Genomic DNA, 22,260 nt, shown 5'->3' on the forward strand with positions numbered 1-22,260 from the left:
CTACATCACACAGATTCACTTTGAATTATTATATAGCGCAATGTAATTTTTTAATACATTGATGACCCACAGTAAGCACCATGTCACCAAATAACCACCAGCGATCACACAGACAGTATAAAAGGGTTGAATTTAAGACATTCATGTTGTTACTTGTTGACCGCTAAATCTCTCAGTTTATGAGTATAGTTTATTATATATATTAGGTGATTACATATTAATTTAATCTATTGATAACAGTCATTTTATCTTTTGCTGACTATGGTTAAACCATTGGCACTTTCCCCCTTTGTCTATTTCATTTTGAAACATCTTGTACCCCAAAATTTACCTTCAGGATTAAATTAACAATTCCATCAGGAATTCCCCTTTGAATGAATATTGCCTTGTATTAGGTAACAACCCTCTCTTTCCCATTTAATGGGAGTTTGTTTAACAGAATATTATTGTTTATAGCTATAAATTATTTTTTGTCTCTGATTTTCATTTTTATTATCAACCTTTTTTCCAGTTTCTTGTAGGTTAATGGTTATAAAATCTTCATCACTTGACCATCATAAACCGGTATTACAATCATAATTATAGTTATTAATACTAAATTCAACTTTCTCCTTTAACTTAATTAAATTGGAATTAATAATGAATACACATGAAAATTACGACCGAATTATCGAAAAAGAAAATATAGGTAATGCAACATTAGCATTATTAACAAATCAAGATTCACTTTCCACTCGGTCTGCAGGCATTTTTACTTTAGAAGATTTACTCAACATCCATCAGCATGTACAATTTGCCCTTTCTTTACCATTGAAAAAACCTGATATTTTAAAATGGTTTGGCATTACCGATTCAACTGTATTACCTATTAACTCTAATGATATAGCCACGGCAATTATAAATATTCGCGACCATGCTAATTCATGGGATAACGTTGAACAACATGTTAAAGAACAATCTGTTAATCTTTCACTCACTAGCCGAAATATCATTCAGACTGGTAATGAGGTCATTGAGTATATTAATCACATGCCAATTTTACAAAGAGTGTCTGATAATTTGGATGACCTAGCAGAAAATAAACTTGATGAAATCATTTATCAAAGCGATGACCAACAAATTGCGACTGAGCTTGTAAGCATTTTAAATTTAATTAAAAGTGATATAAAAAACCAGTCAATTAAAACGATAAAAATAAAAAATATCGTATCTGATTTTAGGGCATATATTACAGGGGGGTACCTTTCTAATTTCGAGCATGTTGAATCATTACTGTTCAATATTAAAGGTCTCTATCAGCAACTTGACCCAAGTAATAATGAAAGCTCAGAACCTTTCTTAAAAGAAATGATTGAAATTAAAAAAAATGAGGTTCAGCAACTTGATCAGGAATATAACCATTTTGTGAAACTCTGTTTTACAGGGCTTGCTGGTGGGGTGATAGGTCTTATTATTACAAGCAGCATTTTTGGTTCAAAAGCAGAAGTCATAAGAATAAAAAGGAATAACATCCTAAAAGAAATAGAAGAAATCAACACTAAAATTAACCAAGAAAAACTCATCCAAAAAACGATGTTTGATATGCAAATTAACCTACATAAAATTGAAGGGTTTATCAAGGATGCGAGGCTAGCCATCGACCACTTAGACTATATGTGGTTGGTTATTTTAACTGAAGTTACTCAATCAATTGAAGTTTTTCAAAGAATTAATAACGCAGACAAACTAATCAGGTTTATCTCCCAATTTAAACGTGTTATCAGCTCTTGGAATAAAATACAAGAATACTCAGTTCATTTAATTACATTATTTGATGAATTACAAATAAATAACAACACTTCTAAATAAAAGGTACGAATATGCATGATAACAACGAAATCCCTGTATTGCCCTCCATTGATGTATACCAATTAAGATGTATATCAAATAGCATCATTGATTTTAATAAGAATATTAAAAATTATGACTATGTTATTTATGATAAAATAAATAAAATCGCCATTAAAACAGAAAGTCTTAATCAACTTATTAGAAATTCAATCCCAATTATAAAAATAAAATTAGATTATATAATATTTAATGATTTAAATGAAAACAATAATGACAACCATCACCTTGATAACATTGAGAATTTAAAGAATAAGATATTAACAGTTGGTTTTATAGAAGACCTCATTGAACTAAAATTAGAATTAGAAAAATTCATTTATAAAATACGATTCACCACCGATTCATTGCAAACATTTAATATTGATAAGCCAAATAAGAATAAACTTCAAGAATATAATAACCAAAAAGGGTTGTTAAGCTCCGCCAAAAAAAATATTCAAATGAAAATTAATGAGGTTAATCAACAACACTCTATTATTAAAGCCGCTGAAGATATTATTTTAAAAACAAAAATTACCGATTTCTTTGAAAAATACTTTTTAAATCAAGAATCGATAGATTCTATTGACATACCGAAAAACAAAAAACAGATTTTAAAGATGGCTCTACGCTATATTAAAAACCTCTTAGCTGTGGTTGATGACGGTTTAGAATTTCTGCAACTTGTTGATGTTAGGCTCTATTTAAGTGACCTAATAATCGAATTGAAAGGGGAAATGAATGCGATTGATACGAATATTTTCAGGGTGTCTAAGCTCATCAGTCTATCAGAAGAAATCTCCACTATCGTTCTAAATGTACAGTCAGTCATTACTCAAGCTAACCTGCTGAGGAACTATTTAGAGTCTTGGTGCGACTTTATTAATGAACATGTATCTGAACAAACGCTGAATGTGCCGCATATTCATGTCGCAAGTAAGATATTTATGACCTATTTAAATGAGGTGGAATATCAATACCAATTGCAACTTCCAGATTAAAAAAAACCGGTTACTGTTGAGGTAACCGGTTTTCATCAACATGATGTGTTTAACCGTCAGTTAATCACAGCAAGAGCTGTTGATGTGATATCGATAAGTGGTTGTGGCCAAACCCCAAATGCAATAACTGCAATGGCACAAATAACGGCAACCACAGTACCCAATGTCGCTTTTTCAGGGCCTGTATAACGTTCTGCGTGTTCTGCATCACGGCTATATAGGCTTGCCATAAAGCGTAGGTAGTAATACAAACCTATTGCACTACCCACCACCACAGCTCCAGTTAACCACCATAATTCAGCTTTCACTGCGGATGCAATCACATAAAATTTACCAATAAACCCTAATGTGATTGGAATACCTGCCAGTGATAGCATCATAATAGTCATGACCGTTGCTAACACAGGTTTGTGCCAGAATAGGCCACGGAACGCACTGAAGTCATCTTGGTCATCACCACGGTAAGGGCTGGAAACGATACTGATTACCCCAAAGGCCCCCAAACTTGCAAATAGATAACCTACAAGGTAAATAGCGATGGTTGTTTGGGCGTATTCCGGTACGGTACGTAAAGCAACAAGTGCTACCAACAAATACCCCATATGAGAGATAGATGAGTAACCTAGTAAGCGTTTTGCACTTTTTTGGCTAATTGCCAACAAGTTACCAAATAAAATAGAGGCAATGGCAATGACAGAGATAACAATCGATAAAGTGTCGCTATTGGTCACTGGCGCTTCCATAAAAATACGCACTAGCACGGCAAAGATAGCAATCTTACTGCCTGTTGCCAAAAATGCCGATACTGGCGCAGGAGCACCTTGGTAAACATCTGGTGTCCATAACTGGAATGGGAATAACGATAATTTAAAACCGAAGCCCACAATCAGCATCCCAAAACCAATCATAATTAATGGCGCATGGATTTGGCTGTCAGATAAGCTTTGACCGACCGCGGCAAAGCTTAAACTGCCTGACTCTGCATACAGTAATGCAATACCAAATAACAGGAATGAAGACGCTGCTGCGGATAACAGCATGTATTTAATCCCTGCTTCTAAGGTGCGTCGACGTTCGAAGGTATAAGCAACTAAGCCAAACAATGGTAATGAAATCAGTTCAATACCGATAAACATTGACGCCATATGGTTTGACATAGATAACAGCACACCACCCGCCACAGCAATAGCGACTAAAAGGTGAAACTCATCTCTATTGTCACCAAAGCCTTCTAGCCAATGGTAAGCAAAGATACTAGTACCGATACCTGCAACTAAGACTAATGCACTGTAGAATAGTGCAAAGTTATCAACACGGATAAGCGAAGTCACATCCATCAGGTAGCCATCAGCCACCCAAATCAGTGAAAGCAACGCAATAATAAAACCAGATACTGTCAGCGCGGCGCTGGTCAGGTGATCGCGTCGCCACGCAATGGACAGCATCACAACCACTGCCGTCAACCCGACGATCATCAGTGGTAATATTGCGATCAGTTCTTGAGGAGTTATTGTCATGGCGAATTACAGCCCTAATGTTGTAAGTGAAGCAGAATACAGGTTATGCAATGTTTCCATTGAACCAATTGAAGTATCTAAAATTGGTTGTGGATAGAAACCGATAATAACCAGTAAAGCAGCTAGAGCCAGCAGCACACCGAATTCACGCGCAGTTAACCCTTTCATTTCTTTTTCTGATTTTGGTGTGCCATAGTAAGTTTGTTGCATCATCCACAACGAGTAGATAGAAGCAAACACCACACCAAATACCATAATGCAGGTCACTAATGTGAATTGGCTGAAGCTACCGAACAGGATCATGAACTCACCAATGAAGTTACCTGTACCTGGCATGCCTAACGTTGCCGCGGCAAAGAACAGGGACATTCCTGGTAACCATTTAATGCGTTTCCACAACCCACCCATCATGCGCATATCACGCGTTTGTGTACGCTCATACAGTTGACCACTGATGATAATCAGCGCTGCACCTGACAGGCCGTTGGTGATCATTTGGATCACAGCACCTTGGTACGCTAACACTGAACTTGCATAAATCGCTACTGTCACAAACCCCATATGGGATAAGCTACTGTATGCCGCCAGACGTTTAATGTCGGTTTGTTTGAACGCTAACCATGCACCGTAGAAGATACTGATCACACCCAGTGTCATCGCAACTGGCGTGAACTGGATAGAAGCTTCTGGGAACAGTGGTAAAGTAAAACGTAACAAACCATAAGCCGCGGTTTTTAGCATAATACCAGAAATGTCCACCGAACCTGCGGTTGGGGATTGTTCTTGCGTATCCGCCATCCAACCGTGGAATGGCACTAATGGCATTTTAACAGCAAAAGCAATAAAGAAACCTAACATCAACATAAATGCGACGCTACTAGACATTTGTGTGCCTAACAGTTGGTCGTAATTGAATGTTAATGTGCCTGTTGAGTTGAAGTGTGCCAGTGCCAATCCAATGATGGACACTAACATAATCAAACCACTCGCCTGCGTATAAATAAAGAACTTGGTAGCTGCGTTGATATGTTTTCTACTCTCTGACCCTTTGTGCCCCCAATTGGCAATTAGGAAATACATCGGGATCAGCATCATCTCCCAGAAGAAGAAGAATAAGAACAAGTCAACCGCAGTGAAAATCCCCATCACCCCTGTGATAATCCACAGCAGGTTAAAGTGATATGCACCTTGGTTCTTTTGGTTTTCACTCCATGAGCTCAGAATCGAAAACGCGCCCATAATAGCCGTCAATACGACCATTAATAGTGACAAACCATCAATCGCTAAGTGAATGTTGATTCCCAGTGCTGGGATCCACGGCATAAAGAAAATAGACTGCCATTGTGGAATGCCTTGTGGATTAACCAGAGAATAGTTCCCTTGTAACCACAATTGCACGGAAAGAATAAGTGTTAATCCCATTGTCGCCAGCGCAATCCAGCGTGGAGCGCGGTGACTGAACCGGTCAGCCTGCCAACTTAGCAGGCCTCCGATAAAGGGAATAAGTATTAGCCAAGGTAATAGCATGGCGCAATGTGTCCCTTAATTAAACCAAAAGCAGCAGAGCAAGAATCAGCACTGCACCCAGCCCCAATGAGGCAACATACCAACGGATCTGGCCGTTTTGACTCACAGCAAGCCCTTTATTCGCTAAACTTGATAAGCGTGCAGGGATATTCATCAGTGAGTTAATCGGATCGCTCTCCAATAGCCATGCAATACCTTTAAAAGGTTTCACAAAGACTACGTCATACAGCCAGTCGAATCCCCATGCTTGGTACCACCATGCACTGAAAAAGCGGCCAACTGCTGTTTTCGCGATAGCATCAACAATGGAACGTCTGAATAGATAGAGGAATATAGCAATCAACAGACCCGCGATTGCAAACCCGCCAGAAATCGCTTCAAGTAAGACTTTACCGTCTTCACTTCCTACGGCTTCAGCAGGGAATACCCCTTCTAATGGTTGGTGAATTAATGCACCAACAAACGTTGCAAGGATAGCCAGAATGCCAAGTGGCAATGTATGAGTGATGCCTTTAACCTTGTGCGCTTTGATTTTTGCTTCACCGTGGAACACGATGAAAATCATACGGAAGGTATAAATTGCAGTCATTAATGCACCAAGGATACCTGCCCATAACAACACCGTTTGCCCATCAAGCTGCGCACCCCACAAAATTGCATCTTTACTGTAGAAACCTGCGGTAAACAATGGCAATGCAGCCAGTGCGCTTCCGCCGATTAACATCACAGCATAAATGAATGGGATTTGCTTACGTAGCCCACCCATTTTGAAGATGTTTTGTTCGTGGTGACATGCGAGGATCACCGAACCTGCTGAGAGGAACAATAGCGCTTTAAAGAAAGCGTGTGTCATCAGGTGGAAAATCGCCGCATCCCAAGCTTGTACTCCCAGAGCCAAGAACATATAACCGATCTGGCTCATGGTTGAGTAAGCAAGAACACGTTTGATATCCGTTTGTACCAATGCGGCAAAACCAGCTAGTACTAATGTGACCGCACCAACGACACCCACTAAATGTAAAACCTCAGGTGCTAACAGGAACAGAACATGTGTACGTGCAATTAAGTAAACACCCGCGGTCACCATGGTTGCGGCGTGGATCAATGCAGAAACAGGCGTTGGGCCTGCCATCGCATCAGCCAACCATGTTTGCAATGGTAACTGTGCTGATTTACCGACTGCACCACCTAATAACATTAAGGTAGCCCAGTTGATAGCACTCGAACCTTCAGCAAATTTCTGAGGTGCTAATACTGCCATTTCGCTGAAATTCAGCGTGCCCAGTTCATTCCACAGAATAAACATACCGATGGCAAGGAACACATCACCAATACGGGTCACGAAGAAGGCTTTCATCGCAGCTTTACCGTTGTCTGGATTGGTATAGTAAAAACCAATCAGCAGATAACTGCACAGCCCTACCCCTTCCCAACCGAGATACATCAGCATCATGTTATCGGCGAGAACTAAAACCACCATACTCGCGATAAACAGGTTAGTGTAGGCAAAGAAACGTGAGTAACCCTCCTCGCCACGCATATACCAAGAGGCATACACATGAATAAGGAAGCCCACACCCGTTACCACACCCAGCATGGTAAGAGACAGACCATCAAGGACTAAGGTAAATGGAATGTTGAAAGTACCAACCGACATCCAAGTCCAAAGTTGTTGTGAATATGGTTCATATCCACCATTTGATAAAACAGGTTGAGCTAAAAATTCATTGCCAACATAAAGTGCTACGAGCGCCGCTAAGCCGACCGACCCCGCACCTATAATGGCTGAAACGTTTTCTGACCAGCGTCCACGAGAGAAGGCAAGTAACACCGACCCAAGTAGAGGCAACAGAATAGTTAAATAGAGTAGGTTCATCCGCGCATCTCACTGACTTTATCAATATTCAGGTTCTGACGATGACGATGGAGTTGCAGTAACAACGCCAATCCAATACTCGCCTCCGCTGCAGCCAATGTAATCGCCAAAATATACATAATTTGGCCGTCTGGCTGCCCCCAAAAACTCCCTGCAACAACAAATGCCAGAGCAGTAGAGTTAATCATGATTTCCAGTCCGATCAGCATGAAAAGCAAATTGCGGCGAATAACGAGACAACTCAGTCCCATTACAAATAAAATCGCTGCTAAAATCAGACCATGTTGAAGAGGTATCATTTTTGCTCCTCCGCATTACGTGCACTGACAAGGTCAGCGCCGTTTTCTTTACGGTCACGCCCAACGTGGAATGCGACAACTAAACCGGCCAGTAATAGCAATGAAGCCAACTCAACAGCTAGAACATAAGGCCCGAATAGGCTTATACCCACTTCTTTCGCCCCAATCACGGTACCTTTAATCCCATCGTCGTAAGACAAAGAGGTAATACCGTAAACTAAGATGGCCAGTAATACGGCAGACAACACCGCGGGACCAATCCAGTTTTTTGGTGTTAACCAAGCCCGCTCTTGTTCTTGCACTGAGCGACCTAAGTTAAGCATCATGACGACGAATACGAACAAGACCATGATGGCTCCTGCATAAACGATGATTTCCAAAGCCCCAGCAAAATACGCACCGAGAGAGAAAAACACCATCGACAGAGCCAGCAGAGAAACAACCAGATACAACAGTGCATGCACCGGGTTGGTATTAGTTATCACCCTCAAAGTTGCTAATATGGCAACTAGGCCGGCGATATAAAATGTAAATTCCATGAATATCGCTCCTTATGGCAACAGGTCTTTGACGTTAATCGGTTTCGCTTCGTTATCCGCTTCACCTTTGTCTTTACCTGCAATCGCCATACCCGATTTACGGTAAAAGTTATAATCAGGATATTTACCCGGACCTGAAATGAGTAGGTCATCTTTTTCGTAAACCAGATCCTGACGTCTCCAATCGGCCATTTCAAAGTCAGGTGTTAATTGGATTGCCGTAGTTGGGCAAGCCTCTTCACACAAGCCACAGAAAATGCAGCGCGAAAAGTTCACGCGGAAAAACTCGGGGTACCAACGGCCGTCTTCATGTTCAGCTTTTTGCAGTGAGATACAACCCACAGGGCAAGCCACCGCACATAAGTTACAGGCTACACAACGCTCTTCACCGTCAGGGTCGCGTGTTAATACGATACGCCCACGGTAACGGGGTGGCAGATAAACCGGCTCTTCTGGGTACATTTGCGTTTCGCGTTTATCGAACGCATGTAGGCCGACCATCCAAATACTACGTACTTGGGTGGCGAAACCGACCAATAACTCTTTTAATGTCATGGTTCAATCACCCCTTACTGAGCGTTGTATAAAATCACTGCTGCGGTACCCAGCAGATTAAGCAGTGTCAACGGCAGACAAATTTTCCAACCGAAAGACATCACTTGGTCATAACGTGGACGCGGCAAAGAAGCGCGGATCAAGATAAACATCATCATGAAGAACGCAGTTTTAATCGCAAACCACAAGAATGACGGCAAGAATGGTCCATGCCAGCCACCAAAGAACAGCGTCACAATCAGAGCAGAGACCGTTACGATACCGATATACTCACCAACGAAGAACAGACCGAACTTCATCCCTGAGTATTCAACGTGATAACCATCCGCAATCTCTTGCTCTGCTTCTGGTTGGTCAAACGGGTGACGGTGACATACCGCAACACCTGCAATCGCAAAAGTTACAAAGCCGAAGAACTGAGGAATGATGTTCCACATGCCTTCTTGGGAGTTAACAATATCAATCAGGTTGAATGAACCTGCTTGTGCAACCACGCCCATTAAAGAAAGGCCTAAGAACACTTCGTAACTCACGGTTTGTGCTGACGCACGCATCGCCCCCAATAAAGAGTATTTGTTGTTACTTGACCAACCAGCGAATAACACCGCATACACCGCTAGACCCGCCATCATCAGGAAGAATAAAATCCCAATATTAAGGTCTGCCACGTGCCAAGTTGGGCTAACAGGTACGATGGCGAATGCAAGGAATAATGAGCAAAATGCGATAACTGGCGCTAGCGTAAAGATTTTCTTATCCGCGAACTGTGGGATCCAGTCTTCTTTAAACAGCATTTTGAACATATCCGCGATTAACTGGCCCATCCCAAACGGACCAACACGGTTAGGGCCGTAACGGTTCTGGAACAGACCGAGAATACGGCGCTCTCCCAGACTCATGTAGGCTCCACAAGTCACAACAACCAATAAAATGACGACAGATTTAAGTATGGAAATAAGGACTTCCATTACTTCAGGAGAAATCCAATCCATCATGCTCCCCTCCGCAGATTATTGACTGACACGCCAGCCAGAACAGGTGCGATACCCGGCATCCCTAATGGTAAACCAATTTGACCAGTCGATAGGTGATTACTGAGGCGTACAGTTAAGTTAAATGCTTGACCTGCATGGCTAAATTCAGCTTTGGTTCCTGCTGTCAAACCAAGTGACTCTGCATCTTGCGCATTCAGCATGATATAAGGCTCAGGCATACGCTGTTGGATCACGTCTGAACGCTGTGACATTTCGTCACTACCGAACAGATGGTAATACGGCGCCACCACCCACTGAGCTTCAGTCGCTTGATAAGCTGCTGGAATATCAGTGAAGTAAGCCAATTTACTTTCTGTTGAATTGAACAAACGCACACCTGGGTCACCAAATAACAAATGGCCCCCCACTTCTGCTTGGAATTTATTCCACGCTTGTGGTGAGTTCCAACCCGGCGCCCAAGCAAATGGAATTTGCTGACGTGGTGCCGTTGGGCTGTTGTTCCCTTCCATTGAGAAAGCAAATGGAGAATCAATATCTTGCGGTTGACGAGGCTCATGAACAGATTGGTTAGCCAGCATCGCTGTTCGACCACTGTAACGATGAGGTTCACGTGCCAGTTTTTGACCACGGATACGGAAAGAGGCTTTTGGTGCAGAATCAACAATGCCTGCAAATTGTGGCAGTGTAGCAACACAATCAGCAATCACATGGTCAAGTTGCGACCAGTCTGCATCACGTTCCTGTGCTTCAGTTTGCAATGAATGCATCCAGCGCCAGCTTTCGTTCATCACGATAGCTTTGTCGTAATAAGTTGGGTCGAAGACTTGGAAGAAACGTTGTGCCCGACCTTCTTGGTTAATCAACGTACCGTCTGCTTCAGCAAAGCTTGCTGCTGGCAGAACTAATGTTGCTTTATCCATGATGTCGGTTTGCTGATGGTCAGCAACAATCAAATGCTTCAGCTTCGCTAATGCGCTATTAACCGCATCTACATTGCTATGACGGTACAGGTCGTTTTCGATAACGATAGCCACATCCGCTTCGTTCGCTTCAATGCGAGCTAATGCGCTGTCTAATGGCTGTGCGTCCATCATTGCTAAACCAAAACTGTTTGCATGAGAGGCTAAGTAAGATAAGCCTACCTGCGCACCTTTCGCTTTTAGTGCAAATGCCACGTTAGCCGCGGCTTGGATCATCGCCTCACTAGCACTATGGCTACCACTGATAATCAGTGGTTTTTTCGCGCTTGAAAGTGCTTGTGCGATGGTTTCAACTTTCGCTTTGAGGTCTTCAGGTAAGTCATTCACTGCTGGTGCATCGCCATTAATCATGTTGGCAATAGCAAAACCAAAACGTGCTTGGTCAGCCACAGGAGCACGGTAATTAAATGCGGCGACATCATCTAAGCGGGTATCATCCACATTGGTGATAAACAGTGGGTATTTCGCATGTTGACCAATGTTCATGATTGCCGCGATTTGCCAGTCAGCGACTTTTTGTGCTGCCGCCATTTCACGTGCTTTACCTTTCACCGCTTGACGTACAGATAACGCCATACGCGCACCTGTCTGAGTTAAATCTTCACCCAGTACCAGCACCGCATCGTAACCTTCCACTTCACGCAGTGTTGGCGTATAGATACCGCCATTTTGCAGGATATTTTGCATCAGCGCTAAACGGCGTTGCTCACTCGAAGAAACACCTGAATAGAAGTTTTCTGCACCGACAAGTGCTCGTAACGCATAGTTACTTTCGATGCTTGCACGTGGTGAACCAATACCAATCACTTTCTTCGCTTGATTGATAATTTGCGCACCGCTTTGCATTGCCTCAATAGCCGATATAACCTGTTTTACGCCATTTTTATTTAACACAGCTTGACGTGGACGGTCTTTACGGTTGACATAGCCATAACCAAAACGACCGCGGTCACATAGGAAATAGTGGTTTACTGAACCATTATAACGGTTCTCAATGCGGCGGATTTCACCATAGCGCTCACCAGGGCTAGTATTACAACCGATACTGCACTGTTGGCAGATACCCGGGGCAAATTGCATGTCCCATTTACGGTTATAGCGCTCAGAGTGCGTTTTATCGGTAAAGACCCCTGTCGGACAGACTTCAACTAGGTTACCTGAGAATTCACTTTCTAGCGTACCGTCTTCTGTACGACCGAAATACACATAGTTATGTGCCCCATAAACCCCCAAGTCCGTGCCATCTGCGTAATCTTTGTAATAACGCACACAGCGGTAACAAGCGATACAGCGGTTCATTTCATGACTAATGAACGGCCCTAAGTCTTGGTTAATGTGTGTACGTTTCGTAAAACGATATTTACGCATATTATGACCGGTCATCACCGTCATATCTTGTAGGTGGCAATTACCGCCTTCCTCACAGACTGGGCAGTCGTGAGGGTGGTTGGTCATCAGCCATTCCACAACACTTTCACGGAATTGTTTGGCTTCTTCATCATCAATTGAGATGTAGGTACCTTCCGTTGCCGGTGTCATACAAGACATTACTAGGCGACCGCGAGTATCATCCGCGTTCTGATATTGCTTAACCGCACACTGGCGGCAAGCGCCAACGCTTCCCAGCGCCGGATGCCAGCAAAAATAAGGAATATCTAGCCCGAGAGAAAGACAGGCTTGTAACAGGTTTTCAGACCCGTTTACGTCATATTCTTTGCCGTCTACATATATTGTAGCCATAGTCAGCATGCTTCCCAAAGGCCCGCATAAAGCAGGCGTTAATCAAAAATACGTTCTTCGTGAAAAATCTCTTTAGCGGTTGCTCAATCGCTAAATAATTACCAACGCTGCTTGAGCAGGTTTGGTTGGATACCCGCAATCTGCACGATGTTACGCAGATCTTTTTGTGAGATACCCGCTTCAAATTCATCACGGAAATATTTGATGGCACTTTGCAGCGGTTCGACTGCTCCCGGTGCGTGAGCACAGAATGTTTTACCCGGACCTAAGAAACGGCAAAGTTGCTCTAATGTTTCGATGTCACCCGGTTGGCCTTCGCCTTTTTCCAGTGCTTGTAAAATTTTCACGCTCCACGGTAATCCATCACGACATGGCGTACACCAACCACAGGATTCACGTGCAAAGAAGGTTTCTAAGTTACGAACTAACGAAACCATGTTGATTTCATGATCAACCGCCATTGCTAATGCAGTACCAAGACGGCTACCGGCTTTGGCAATATTTTCAAAATCCATTGGTAAGTCGAGGTGGTCATTGGTCAGGAAGTCTGTCCCTGCCCCACCCGGCTGCCATGCTTTAAGTTTTAAACCATCACGCATACCACCTGCGTAATCTTCTAATACTTCACGTGCCGTTGTACCAAATGGTAATTCCCATAGACCCGGATTTTTCACACGCCCAGAGAAGCCCATTAATTTAGTGCCCGCGTCTTTACTCTTACCTGCGCTTAAATCGATGTACCACTGGTCACCATGCTCTAAAATAGCCGGCACGTTACAGATAGTTTCAACGTTATTTACGCAAGTTGGTTTACCCCAAGCACCTGATGTTGCAGGGAATGGTGGTTTAGAACGCGGGTTAGCACGACGACCTTCTAAAGAGTTAATCAGTGCAGTTTCTTCACCGCAGATATAACGCCCAGCACCGGTGTGCACAAATAGCTCGAAATCAAACCCCGAACCGAGGATATTTTTTCCTAACAGGCCCGCAGCTTTCGCTTCTTCGATGGCACGGCGCAAGTGTTGAGCTGCCTCAACATACTCACCACGTAGAAAGATATAACCACGATAAGCTTTTAGTGCATATGCTCCCGTGATCATCCCTTCAACTAACAAATGAGGCAGTTGCTCCATCAATAAGCGGTCTTTGTAGGTGCCCGGTTCCATTTCATCCGCATTACATAAGAAATAACGCAGTTTCATGTTTTCGTCTTTTGGCATCAGGCTCCATTTCAGGCCTGTTGAGAACCCCGCACCACCACGCCCTTTCAGGCCAGCGTCTTTGACAAGGTTAACAACTTCATCCGGTGCCATGCCTTTGAGCGCACGCTCAAGACCTTTGTATCCGTTTTTACTGCGGTACTCATCTAACCAAACAGGCTGATTGTCATCACGCAAACGCCATGTTAGGGGATGAGTTTCAGCAGTACGGATCACTGGATTAACAGAATTTGTCATGGATACTGCTCCAGTAATTTTTGAATATTTTCAGGCTGCACATAACTGTGAGTATCTTCATCGATCATCATCGTCGGACCCTTATCACAGTTACCCAAGCAACAGGTTGGCAGCAATGTAAAGCGACCATCGGCTGTTGTTTGGCCAGGGCGAATATTCAGCTGTTTAATGATTTCAGCTTCTAAACCCTGATAACCAGTAATATGGCAAACAACACTGTCGCAATAGCGAATAATATGGCGTCCAACAGGTTGACGGAAGATTTGGCTATAGAATGTTGCCACACCTTCAACATCACTAGCGGGGATACCTAAGACGTCAGCGATAGCATAGATCGCACCGTCCTCAACCCAGCCACGGTTTTTTTGCACAATTTTCAGTGCCTCGATAGATGCTGCTCGCGCATCTTCATAGTGATGTTTCTCACCTTCTATTTCTGCACGCTCTTCGTCAGTTAAAACAAAGCCATGATGAGCTTGGGGTTCGAATACATTCACCACATCGAGTTGATTGTGTTTATCATGTTCATTATGCATGGTTAGCGATCCACATCCGACATTACAAAATCGATACTACCCAGATAGACGATTAAGTCTGAAACTAAACTACCGCGAATAACCGCAGGGATTTGCTGCAAGTGGGCATAGCTTGGCGTACGAATACGTGTACGGTAGCTCATCGTGCTGCCATCACTGGTCAGGTAGTAGCTGTTGATCCCCTTCGTGGCTTCAACCATCTGGAATGATTCATTCGCAGGCATCACTGGCCCCCAAGACACTTGCAAGAAGTGGTTAATCAGGGTTTCAATGTGCTGTAACGTACGCTCTTTTGGTGGCGGCGTCGTCAATGGATGGTCGGCTTTGAATGGGCCTTCTGGCATATTCTTGTAGCATTGCTCAAGAATACGGATACTCTGGCGCATCTCTTCAACTTTGATCATCACACGGTCATAGCAGTCACCGTTGTGAGCGATAGGAATATCGAATTCAAAGTTTTCATAACCTGAATATGGACGCCATTTACGCACGTCAAAATCAACGCCTGTAGCACGTAAACCCGCACCTGTCACACCCCATGCCAATGCCTCTTCTTTGTTGTACATTGCTGTACCAATAGAACGGCCTTTTAAGATGGAGTTTTTCAGTGCAGACGTGACATAAGACTCTAAACGTTTCGGCAGCCAATCAAGTAACTCACGCAGCAACTTTTCCCAACCGCGCGGTAAGTCGTGTGCAACACCACCAATACGGAACCAAGCTGGGTGCATACGGAACCCAGTGATAGCTTCAATCACGTTGTACACTTTTTGACGGTCAGTAAACGCAAAGAATACAGGTGTCATTGCGCCGACGTCTTGAATATAGGTACTGATGTATAGCAAGTGGCTATTAATACGGAATAATTCAGACAGCATGACGCGAATGGTCTTTACGCGGTCAGGCACTTCAATGCCAGCCAATTTTTCAACGGCTAACACGTATGGCATTTCATTCACACACCCACCGAGGTACTCAATACGGTCAGTGTAAGGAATGTAACTGTGCCATGACTGGCGCTCGCCCATTTTCTCAGCACCACGGTGGTGGTAACCGATATCAGGCACACAGTCGATAATTTCTTCACCATCAAGTTGCAGTACAATACGGAATGCACCGTGTGATGATGGGTGGTTTGGCCCTAAGTTCAGGAACATGAAATCTTCATTTTCATTTCCACGTGCCATGCCCCACTCTTCTGGTTTGAAAGTTAAAGCTTCCATTTCCAGATCTTGTTTCTGTTTAGTCAGAACAAAGGGGTCGAACTCAGTTGCACGCGCAGGATAATCCTTACGCAGTGGGTGACCTTCCCAGCTTGGCGACATCAGTAAGCGACGTAAATTTGGGTGACCTTGGAAGGTGATCCCAAACATATCCCACACTTCACGTTCATGCCAATTTGCATTTGGGAACAGCGAAACCATAGAAGGTACGTTGAGGTCTTTCTCATTAAGAGCGACTTTCAACATAATATCGCGGTTACGGTCAATAGAAATAATGTGATAGAAAACACTAAAGTCTGCTTCAGGCAGGCCTTGACGGTGGATTCTTTGGCGTTCATCTACCCCGTGTAAGTCAAATAGCATGACATACGGTTTTGGTAGTTTCTTTAGAAAATCTACAACTTCCAGTAATTGTTCACGACGAACCCAAACCACTGGCATACCAGTGCGGGTTGCTTGAACAGAAAAGGCATCCGGCCCAAATTGATTGCGCAGTTCCAGAAGCACAGGGTCATTTAAATGTTCCTGTGTCTGCCATCCTGGCTGGGTACTACTCGCTTGCGCTATCTGATCTGTCATCATTCTTCACCATAACGCTTGATCAGGTTTATTATTTCGCAACAACATTGCTCTGTTACGCTGTATGGCTTTAAGCCTTAAATTTCGTCTGGTGTACGCAGGTTCGTCACTGCAATACGTTCACCGTGCTTTCTTTCTCTTTCTGATTGCATGTTGGCACGGTAAACCCCTTGGTCACCAACGACCCAAGACAGCGGACGACGCTCTTTACCGATAGATTCTTGCAACAGAAGCAGAGCCTGCATATAGGCTTCTGGGCGCGGTGGGCAACCTGGGATATACACATCTACAGGGATAAATTTATCGACGCCTTGTACAACAGAATAAATGTCATACATACCACCAGAGTTAGCACATGAACCCATGGAAATAACCCATTTTGGTTCAAGCATTTGGTCATACAGACGTTGAATAACAGGCGCCATTTTAGTGAAACATGTGCCTGCAACGACCATGAAGTCGGCTTGGCGAGGAGAAGCACGTAGTACTTCCGCACCAAAGCGGGCTACGTCATGAACAGCCGTGAACGAAGTCACCATTTCTACATAGCAACATGAAAGGCCAAAGTTATAGGGCCATAGAGAGTTTTTGCGCCCCCAGTTAACAACATCGTGAAGTGCATGAGAAAGTTTCCCCATGTACACACTGTTTTCAACTTGCTGCTCCAGTGGATCAGTTACGATCTCCTGAGTTTGCAGTGGGTAACGGTCGTTCTCACCGTTCGGATCTATGCGGGTGAGCGTATAATCCATTGTATAATGCCTCGCTTTTTACTGCGGATGACGATTGCTGATTTTAATAACTTCACTAGGATGCTTTACTTTTCCGCGAGAACGGACTGGTGTCCAATCCAATGCTCCAACGCGAACTAAATAAAACAATCCCGCCAACAATACCAAAATAAAGATAGCGGCTTCGATAAAGCCTACCCAGCCAGCTTCGCGGATGGCGACTGACCATGCAAATAGGAACATGGCTTCAACATCGAAGATAACGAAGAACATGGCGACTAAGTAAAACTTAGCTGACATACGAAGACGTGCACTACCGACCGAATCAATACCTGATTCGTAAGGGACATGTTTTGTTCTGGCTTTGGCGCGGCTACCCAAGAAGTGACCTGCGACCAGCATGAAAGCACACAGACCGATAGTGCCGATAAGGAATATCGCAAACGCCCAGTTATGGGCTAACGCTAGGATTGATGTAGACATACTCGTTGCTTACTCATTACTTATGGTGCGTAAACTGCTCTTTTTTACAACACGGCAGTATTGCACCACAATTGCCCAGTTAATCGAGAAGAAAGACCAAACATTGATCACCAACTAAAAGATCACCAAACTTAAATCAGTCTGTTGACCGCGTTTGGTTTGTCCTCTCTCATTACAATTTACTTTACCCAAATTAGGTAAAATAACCCGTATTTGTTACAAAAACCTCACAGACTAAAAACACTAAAATAACAAAAAGTACTCATAATCTGCTAAAACGTGTCAGTGTAATGATACACAAGTAAAGACGCAAACTAGTTTAACTGATTATTCGTTTTTACTACACCATTATCTCAGGAAAAACCTGTCTTAACAGATGAAAAATTGCTCTTTTTATTTGATCTAACGCACAGTTTTATTGAAAAAGTACTCAATTTGTTTACATCACATTCAATTTAACTTTAAGAAGCCTTAACGCATTTTTATTGTTTAATTTAAGTAACTAACTGACATACCAGCGCTATTTTACCAATTCTGCTAAAAAAAATTGTTAATAACATAACAAATCATTAACTAACTAATGAAATTCAGGTTATGCCAGCTACATCACAATTATTTCATGCTCTTCAATATTTAACCATACTTATTAAGTGGTTAATTGATTTTTTTATAAGCAAAAATCGGAAATAAAATGATAAATTTGAACTTGATAACGATAAAAAGCATTTTGACTATTTAAACACTGACTCAATAGGATTACTTGATACCGTTTCCCAATATTGAACATTAAACACGGTAACGTGAAATAATCGTTTCAGTCAGTAAGCATTTTTTTGTTTGTGCTCAGCAGCAACAAGTCACAAATAGGATTATCTTGCCACTTTTTATCACGTTGTAATTTGATTGTGTAAGTTGTGCCCTTTCCACCTGATGCGCCGTTAAAATAATATCTGTCTATAAGCACTAACGCATTGATCACAAACAAGTGAATCACTTGTAAGTTAATAAAATGATATAAAAAACGGTACTTCCAAGCAGGTTGGAAGTACCGTCGAAACAAATAAATAAATTATATATTATGATTAAGCTAAATTAGACGAAACGATTAACTTAATTCTCCCCATCATTGCTATCAGCCAATTCACTCGCTGACGATGCAACATAAGGTATTTTTTTGTTTTCGATGGCACTAAACACCGTTAAAACAAAATCTTTCTGTTCATCTGCATTTTTATACAACCAATACTGAATATCAGGTAAACGAGGTAACCCATCTGATTCATTTAAAATACGTAAATCCGCATTTTGCATTTCCATTGGTCTGGCAGTTACCCCAACCTCTGCATTCACAGCAGCACGAACAGCTGGTAAAGAAGCAGCCTCATAGGCTACATGCCATGGCAACCCTGCTTCATCTAACGCATTAGTACACAGTTTACGATAAGGGTTAGTTTCATCCATAACAACTAACGGTATTGGCTCATTAGGGCGCAATTGGAAATCAGGAGCACTGTGCCATAACACAGGTACTGTCCTTAATGCCGTCTTAGGATGATGACTAATCCTTGTTGTCGTTAATGCTAAATCCACTTCGTGATTATCTAACATTGACTCAATAAATTGCGCTCGCTTGATGCGAACTTCAACAGCAACTCGTGGGTATACTGATGCTATCCGGTTAAGTAAAAATGGCAGCAAAATATCAACAGTGTCGTCTGATGCTCCGATACGAAGTTCACCTTCTGCATCGTTATAAGTCAATGATGCAGTTGCATCATCATTTGCACGAAGAATTTGCCTCGCGTAACCGAGTAATTGCAATCCATGTGCTGTAAGCAGTTTATTCCGCCCATGACGAGCGAAAAGCTCACGACCGACTAATTGCTCTAAACGTTGCATCTGCTGGCTTACCGCAGACTGCGTTCTACACACCGCAGCCGCTGCGGCTGCAAATGTATTTAGATCAGCGACAGCAACGAAAGTTCGTAGCAAATCAAGATCTAAGTTCATAATGGGACGATTGGAATTTATCATCGTTCATTCTCTTATATAATATTATGTAACCTGGTGTTTCTGCTCTCCTCCATGAGAATCAGCGAGTTTTGTGCGACTACTAAGTGAGTGCATTTCTAATCCATAGATCTGCAATAACTTCTCTTCTACTTTTCTTTATTTTACCTATTTAACACAAATATAGCGCTTATTAGCGACAAAATAGCTGAGATAAATAGAATACTTCCAAAAAATCAAAAATGTATTTTAAAAAAGGAATATACTTCTTAAAAGCTAATTAAAATCCCTTCGTTTAGTACACCTAAATAGTAACATATTTAATGTAATCACAATTATTTTAATGTAAGCACATTATAAAAATCATTTCACTATTTTTTAATATGATTAAAAATCAATAAATTACAATAAAATGCAGCACTTTAAGTTAAAAAAAACCAGCCGAAACAATCAATATTACTAACAAAACCCCACTAAAAATTACAAAAAAAGGCCGTTATAGCGTATAAATTATGACAGTATTCATGATTCCATTATCAATATTACATTTCGATACAATTTTTCTTTTAAGAGCTAGGATTTCCTCATTTTTACCATTTCTATACTAAAACCCTAAAGATTATCGAAATTAAACTCCAACTTAAAACATACAATTAGACTGTAAGGCTAACTTAATGAATATATTCAGAGCCCAAGTATTACATTTATGCTCAAATCAACCTTTTACACCAAAGATTACCTAGCATCTTCAAAAGCTTCTGACAGAAGAGTACAGTAAGGTAATAATGCCGGTCCCTACCAAAGTAACCCCGTTAGGGTAATGAGAGAACAATGAATAATCTAACCAAATCTAATAAACTCGATAATGTATGCTATGACATTCGCGGGCCTGTGTTAAAAGAAGCTAAGCGCTTAGAAGAAGAAGGGAACAAAGTTCTCAAACTGAATATTGGTAACCCGGCACCATTTGGCTTTGAAGCGCCTGATGAAATTCTCGTTGATGTTCTACGCAATTTGCCTAGTTCACAAGGTTACTGTGATTCAAAAGGGCTCTATTCTGCCCGTAAAGCTATCGTTCAACATTACCAAGCTCGCGGTATTCATGAAATGACCGTTGAAGATGTCTATATTGGTAATGGGGTATCAGAGCTCATTGTGCAAGCAATGCAAGCGTTACTTAATAATGGGGATGAAATGCTTGTCCCTGCACCTGACTACCCTCTGTGGACCGCCGCCGTCTCCCTCTCTGGTGGGAAAGCCGTTCATTATATGTGTGATGAACAACAAGGGTGGATGCCAGATATCGAAGATATCCGCAAAAAAATTACACCAAGAACCCGTGGTATCGTTGTTATCAACCCAAATAACCCAACAGGTGCTGTATATAGCAAAGACCTGTTGATGGAAATCGTCGAAATTGCTCGACAACATAATCTCATCATTTATGCGGACGAGATTTACGATAAAATTCTATATGATGGTGCAGTCCACCATTCAATCGCAGCATTAGCACCGGATTTATTAACCATCACGTTTAATGGTTTATCAAAAACCTACCGCGTTGCTGGTTTCCGTCAAGGTTGGATGGTACTAAATGGTCCTAAAAAGCATGCTAAAGGCTATATTGAAGGGTTAGAAATGTTAGCCTCAATGCGTTTATGCGCCAACGTCCCTATGCAACATGCCATTCAAACGGCTCTCGGTGGTTATCAAAGCATTAGCGAATTTATTCAGCCAGGTGGTCGCCTATATGAACAGCGCGAACGCGCTTGGGAACTGATTAACCAAATTCCAGGGGTTTCTTGTGTTAAACCTCAGGGGGCGCTGTATATGTTCCCAAAAATTGATATTAAACGCTTTAATATTCATGACGACCAAAAAATGATCTTAGACTTGTTATTACAAGAAAAAGTGCTATTAGTTCAAGGCACCGCATTTAACTGGCCTGAACCTGATCATTTTAGAATTGTCACGCTACCCTATGCAGATGATTTAGAAATGGCGATTAATAAATTTGGCCGTTTCTTAGAAGGTTATCGCCAGTAATATGGTATTTTAGTTATTCCAAAAATAAAGCCTCCTATTTGGAGGCTTGTTAAATTTTACATTTCATCATCTTTTATTGACTGTATTATTTTGATAATCAAATAATAGAAATAAAATAGATTGCCACAAGGAAAAACCCCAATAATATAAATGGAAAGTATTTCATATTGCCCCTTTATTTCTTATTTAAAAGTCCATTATATTTTTTTAATATTATAATTCAATATAATTAATATATTAATTAAAAAGTTCCAAAATAGATATTCGGATTGCGACTGATAATTGAATGTTATTTAT

The 22,260-nt window shown here is 42.0% G+C and carries 17 protein-coding genes; 3 read left to right on the forward strand and 14 right to left on the reverse strand.

Annotation, left to right across the window (positions count from 1 at the left end; genetic code table 11):
* Positions 1 to 639 precede the first annotated feature (639 nt).
* Positions 640 to 1,848: an alpha-xenorhabdolysin family binary toxin subunit A gene (locus RB151_RS13235; RefSeq protein WP_071548185.1), complete on the forward strand. Its 1,209-nt coding sequence runs from the start codon at positions 640 to 642 to the stop codon at positions 1,846 to 1,848.
* Between the two features lie 11 nt (positions 1,849 to 1,859).
* Positions 1,860 to 2,870, forward strand: a complete 1,011-nt coding sequence (locus RB151_RS13240) for an alpha-xenorhabdolysin family binary toxin subunit B (RefSeq protein WP_042844431.1) — start codon at positions 1,860 to 1,862, stop codon at positions 2,868 to 2,870.
* Positions 2,871 to 2,926: 56 nt separating this feature from the next.
* Here RB151_RS13240 and nuoN read toward each other — a convergent pair whose 3' ends face one another.
* The 14 genes from nuoN to RB151_RS13310 all read right to left on the reverse strand — a co-directional run bounded on the left by nuoN (position 2,927) and on the right by RB151_RS13310 (position 19,941).
* Positions 2,927 to 4,387, reverse strand: coding sequence for an NADH-quinone oxidoreductase subunit NuoN (gene nuoN / locus RB151_RS13245; RefSeq protein ID WP_042844432.1), 1,461 nt, complete (start codon positions 4,385 to 4,387; stop codon positions 2,927 to 2,929).
* A gap of 6 nt (positions 4,388 to 4,393) precedes the next feature.
* Positions 4,394 to 5,914, reverse strand: a complete 1,521-nt coding sequence (nuoM, locus tag RB151_RS13250) for an NADH-quinone oxidoreductase subunit M (RefSeq protein WP_071548186.1) — start codon at positions 5,912 to 5,914, stop codon at positions 4,394 to 4,396.
* A gap of 19 nt (positions 5,915 to 5,933) precedes the next feature.
* Positions 5,934 to 7,790, reverse strand: coding sequence for an NADH-quinone oxidoreductase subunit L (gene nuoL, locus RB151_RS13255; RefSeq protein ID WP_048607505.1), 1,857 nt, complete (start codon positions 7,788 to 7,790; stop codon positions 5,934 to 5,936).
* Positions 7,787 to 8,089: an NADH-quinone oxidoreductase subunit NuoK gene (gene nuoK, locus RB151_RS13260; RefSeq protein ID WP_008910727.1), complete on the reverse strand. Its 303-nt coding sequence runs from the start codon at positions 8,087 to 8,089 to the stop codon at positions 7,787 to 7,789. The genes nuoL and nuoK overlap by 4 nt, the downstream gene beginning before the upstream one ends.
* The gene (nuoJ, locus tag RB151_RS13265) at positions 8,086 to 8,628 is read right to left on the reverse strand and encodes an NADH-quinone oxidoreductase subunit J (RefSeq protein WP_071548187.1); all 543 of its coding nucleotides are present in this window, start codon (positions 8,626 to 8,628) and stop codon (positions 8,086 to 8,088) included. Before nuoJ ends, nuoK begins: the two co-directional genes overlap by 4 nt.
* A gap of 12 nt (positions 8,629 to 8,640) precedes the next feature.
* A complete protein-coding gene (nuoI, locus tag RB151_RS13270) occupies positions 8,641 to 9,183 on the reverse strand; it encodes an NADH-quinone oxidoreductase subunit NuoI (protein ID WP_042844439.1) in 543 nt (180 codons plus the stop codon).
* 14 nt (positions 9,184 to 9,197) lie between these two features.
* Complete coding sequence (gene nuoH, locus RB151_RS13275; RefSeq protein WP_042844440.1) at positions 9,198 to 10,175, reverse strand: NADH-quinone oxidoreductase subunit NuoH; 978 nt, start codon at positions 10,173 to 10,175, stop codon at positions 9,198 to 9,200.
* The gene (nuoG, locus tag RB151_RS13280; RefSeq protein WP_187265061.1) at positions 10,175 to 12,898 is read right to left on the reverse strand and encodes an NADH-quinone oxidoreductase subunit NuoG; all 2,724 of its coding nucleotides are present in this window, start codon (positions 12,896 to 12,898) and stop codon (positions 10,175 to 10,177) included. The genes nuoH and nuoG overlap by 1 nt, the downstream gene beginning before the upstream one ends.
* A 98-nt stretch (positions 12,899 to 12,996) precedes the next feature.
* The gene (gene nuoF, locus RB151_RS13285; RefSeq protein WP_042844442.1) at positions 12,997 to 14,355 is read right to left on the reverse strand and encodes an NADH-quinone oxidoreductase subunit NuoF; all 1,359 of its coding nucleotides are present in this window, start codon (positions 14,353 to 14,355) and stop codon (positions 12,997 to 12,999) included.
* Positions 14,352 to 14,891: an NADH-quinone oxidoreductase subunit NuoE gene (gene nuoE, locus RB151_RS13290; protein ID WP_042844444.1), complete on the reverse strand. Its 540-nt coding sequence runs from the start codon at positions 14,889 to 14,891 to the stop codon at positions 14,352 to 14,354. Before nuoE ends, nuoF begins: the two co-directional genes overlap by 4 nt.
* 2 nt (positions 14,892 to 14,893) lie before the next feature.
* Positions 14,894 to 16,696 carry an NADH-quinone oxidoreductase subunit C/D gene (gene nuoC / locus RB151_RS13295; RefSeq protein WP_370661202.1) on the reverse strand — a complete coding sequence of 601 codons (1,803 nt, stop codon included), beginning with the start codon at positions 16,694 to 16,696 and terminating at the stop codon, positions 14,894 to 14,896.
* 74 nt (positions 16,697 to 16,770) lie between these two features.
* Positions 16,771 to 17,445: a NuoB/complex I 20 kDa subunit family protein gene (locus tag RB151_RS13300; RefSeq protein WP_004912254.1), complete on the reverse strand. Its 675-nt coding sequence runs from the start codon at positions 17,443 to 17,445 to the stop codon at positions 16,771 to 16,773.
* Positions 17,446 to 17,463: 18 nt separating this feature from the next.
* Positions 17,464 to 17,907, reverse strand: coding sequence for an NADH-quinone oxidoreductase subunit A (locus tag RB151_RS13305; RefSeq protein ID WP_004259806.1), 444 nt, complete (start codon positions 17,905 to 17,907; stop codon positions 17,464 to 17,466).
* 1,110 nt (positions 17,908 to 19,017) lie between these two features.
* Entirely contained in the window at positions 19,018 to 19,941 is a 924-nt protein-coding gene (locus RB151_RS13310; RefSeq protein WP_042844447.1) for a LysR family transcriptional regulator, read from the reverse strand.
* An 807-nt stretch (positions 19,942 to 20,748) separates the two neighbouring features.
* On the opposite strand from RB151_RS13310, the gene RB151_RS13315 reads away from it, so the two are divergent.
* Positions 20,749 to 21,963: a pyridoxal phosphate-dependent aminotransferase gene (locus tag RB151_RS13315; protein ID WP_042844448.1), complete on the forward strand. Its 1,215-nt coding sequence runs from the start codon at positions 20,749 to 20,751 to the stop codon at positions 21,961 to 21,963.
* Positions 21,964 to 22,260 lie beyond the last annotated feature (297 nt).

The organism is Providencia rettgeri (assembly GCF_001874625.1).
GTDB classification, from domain to species: Bacteria; Pseudomonadota; Gammaproteobacteria; order Enterobacterales; family Enterobacteriaceae; genus Providencia; species Providencia huashanensis.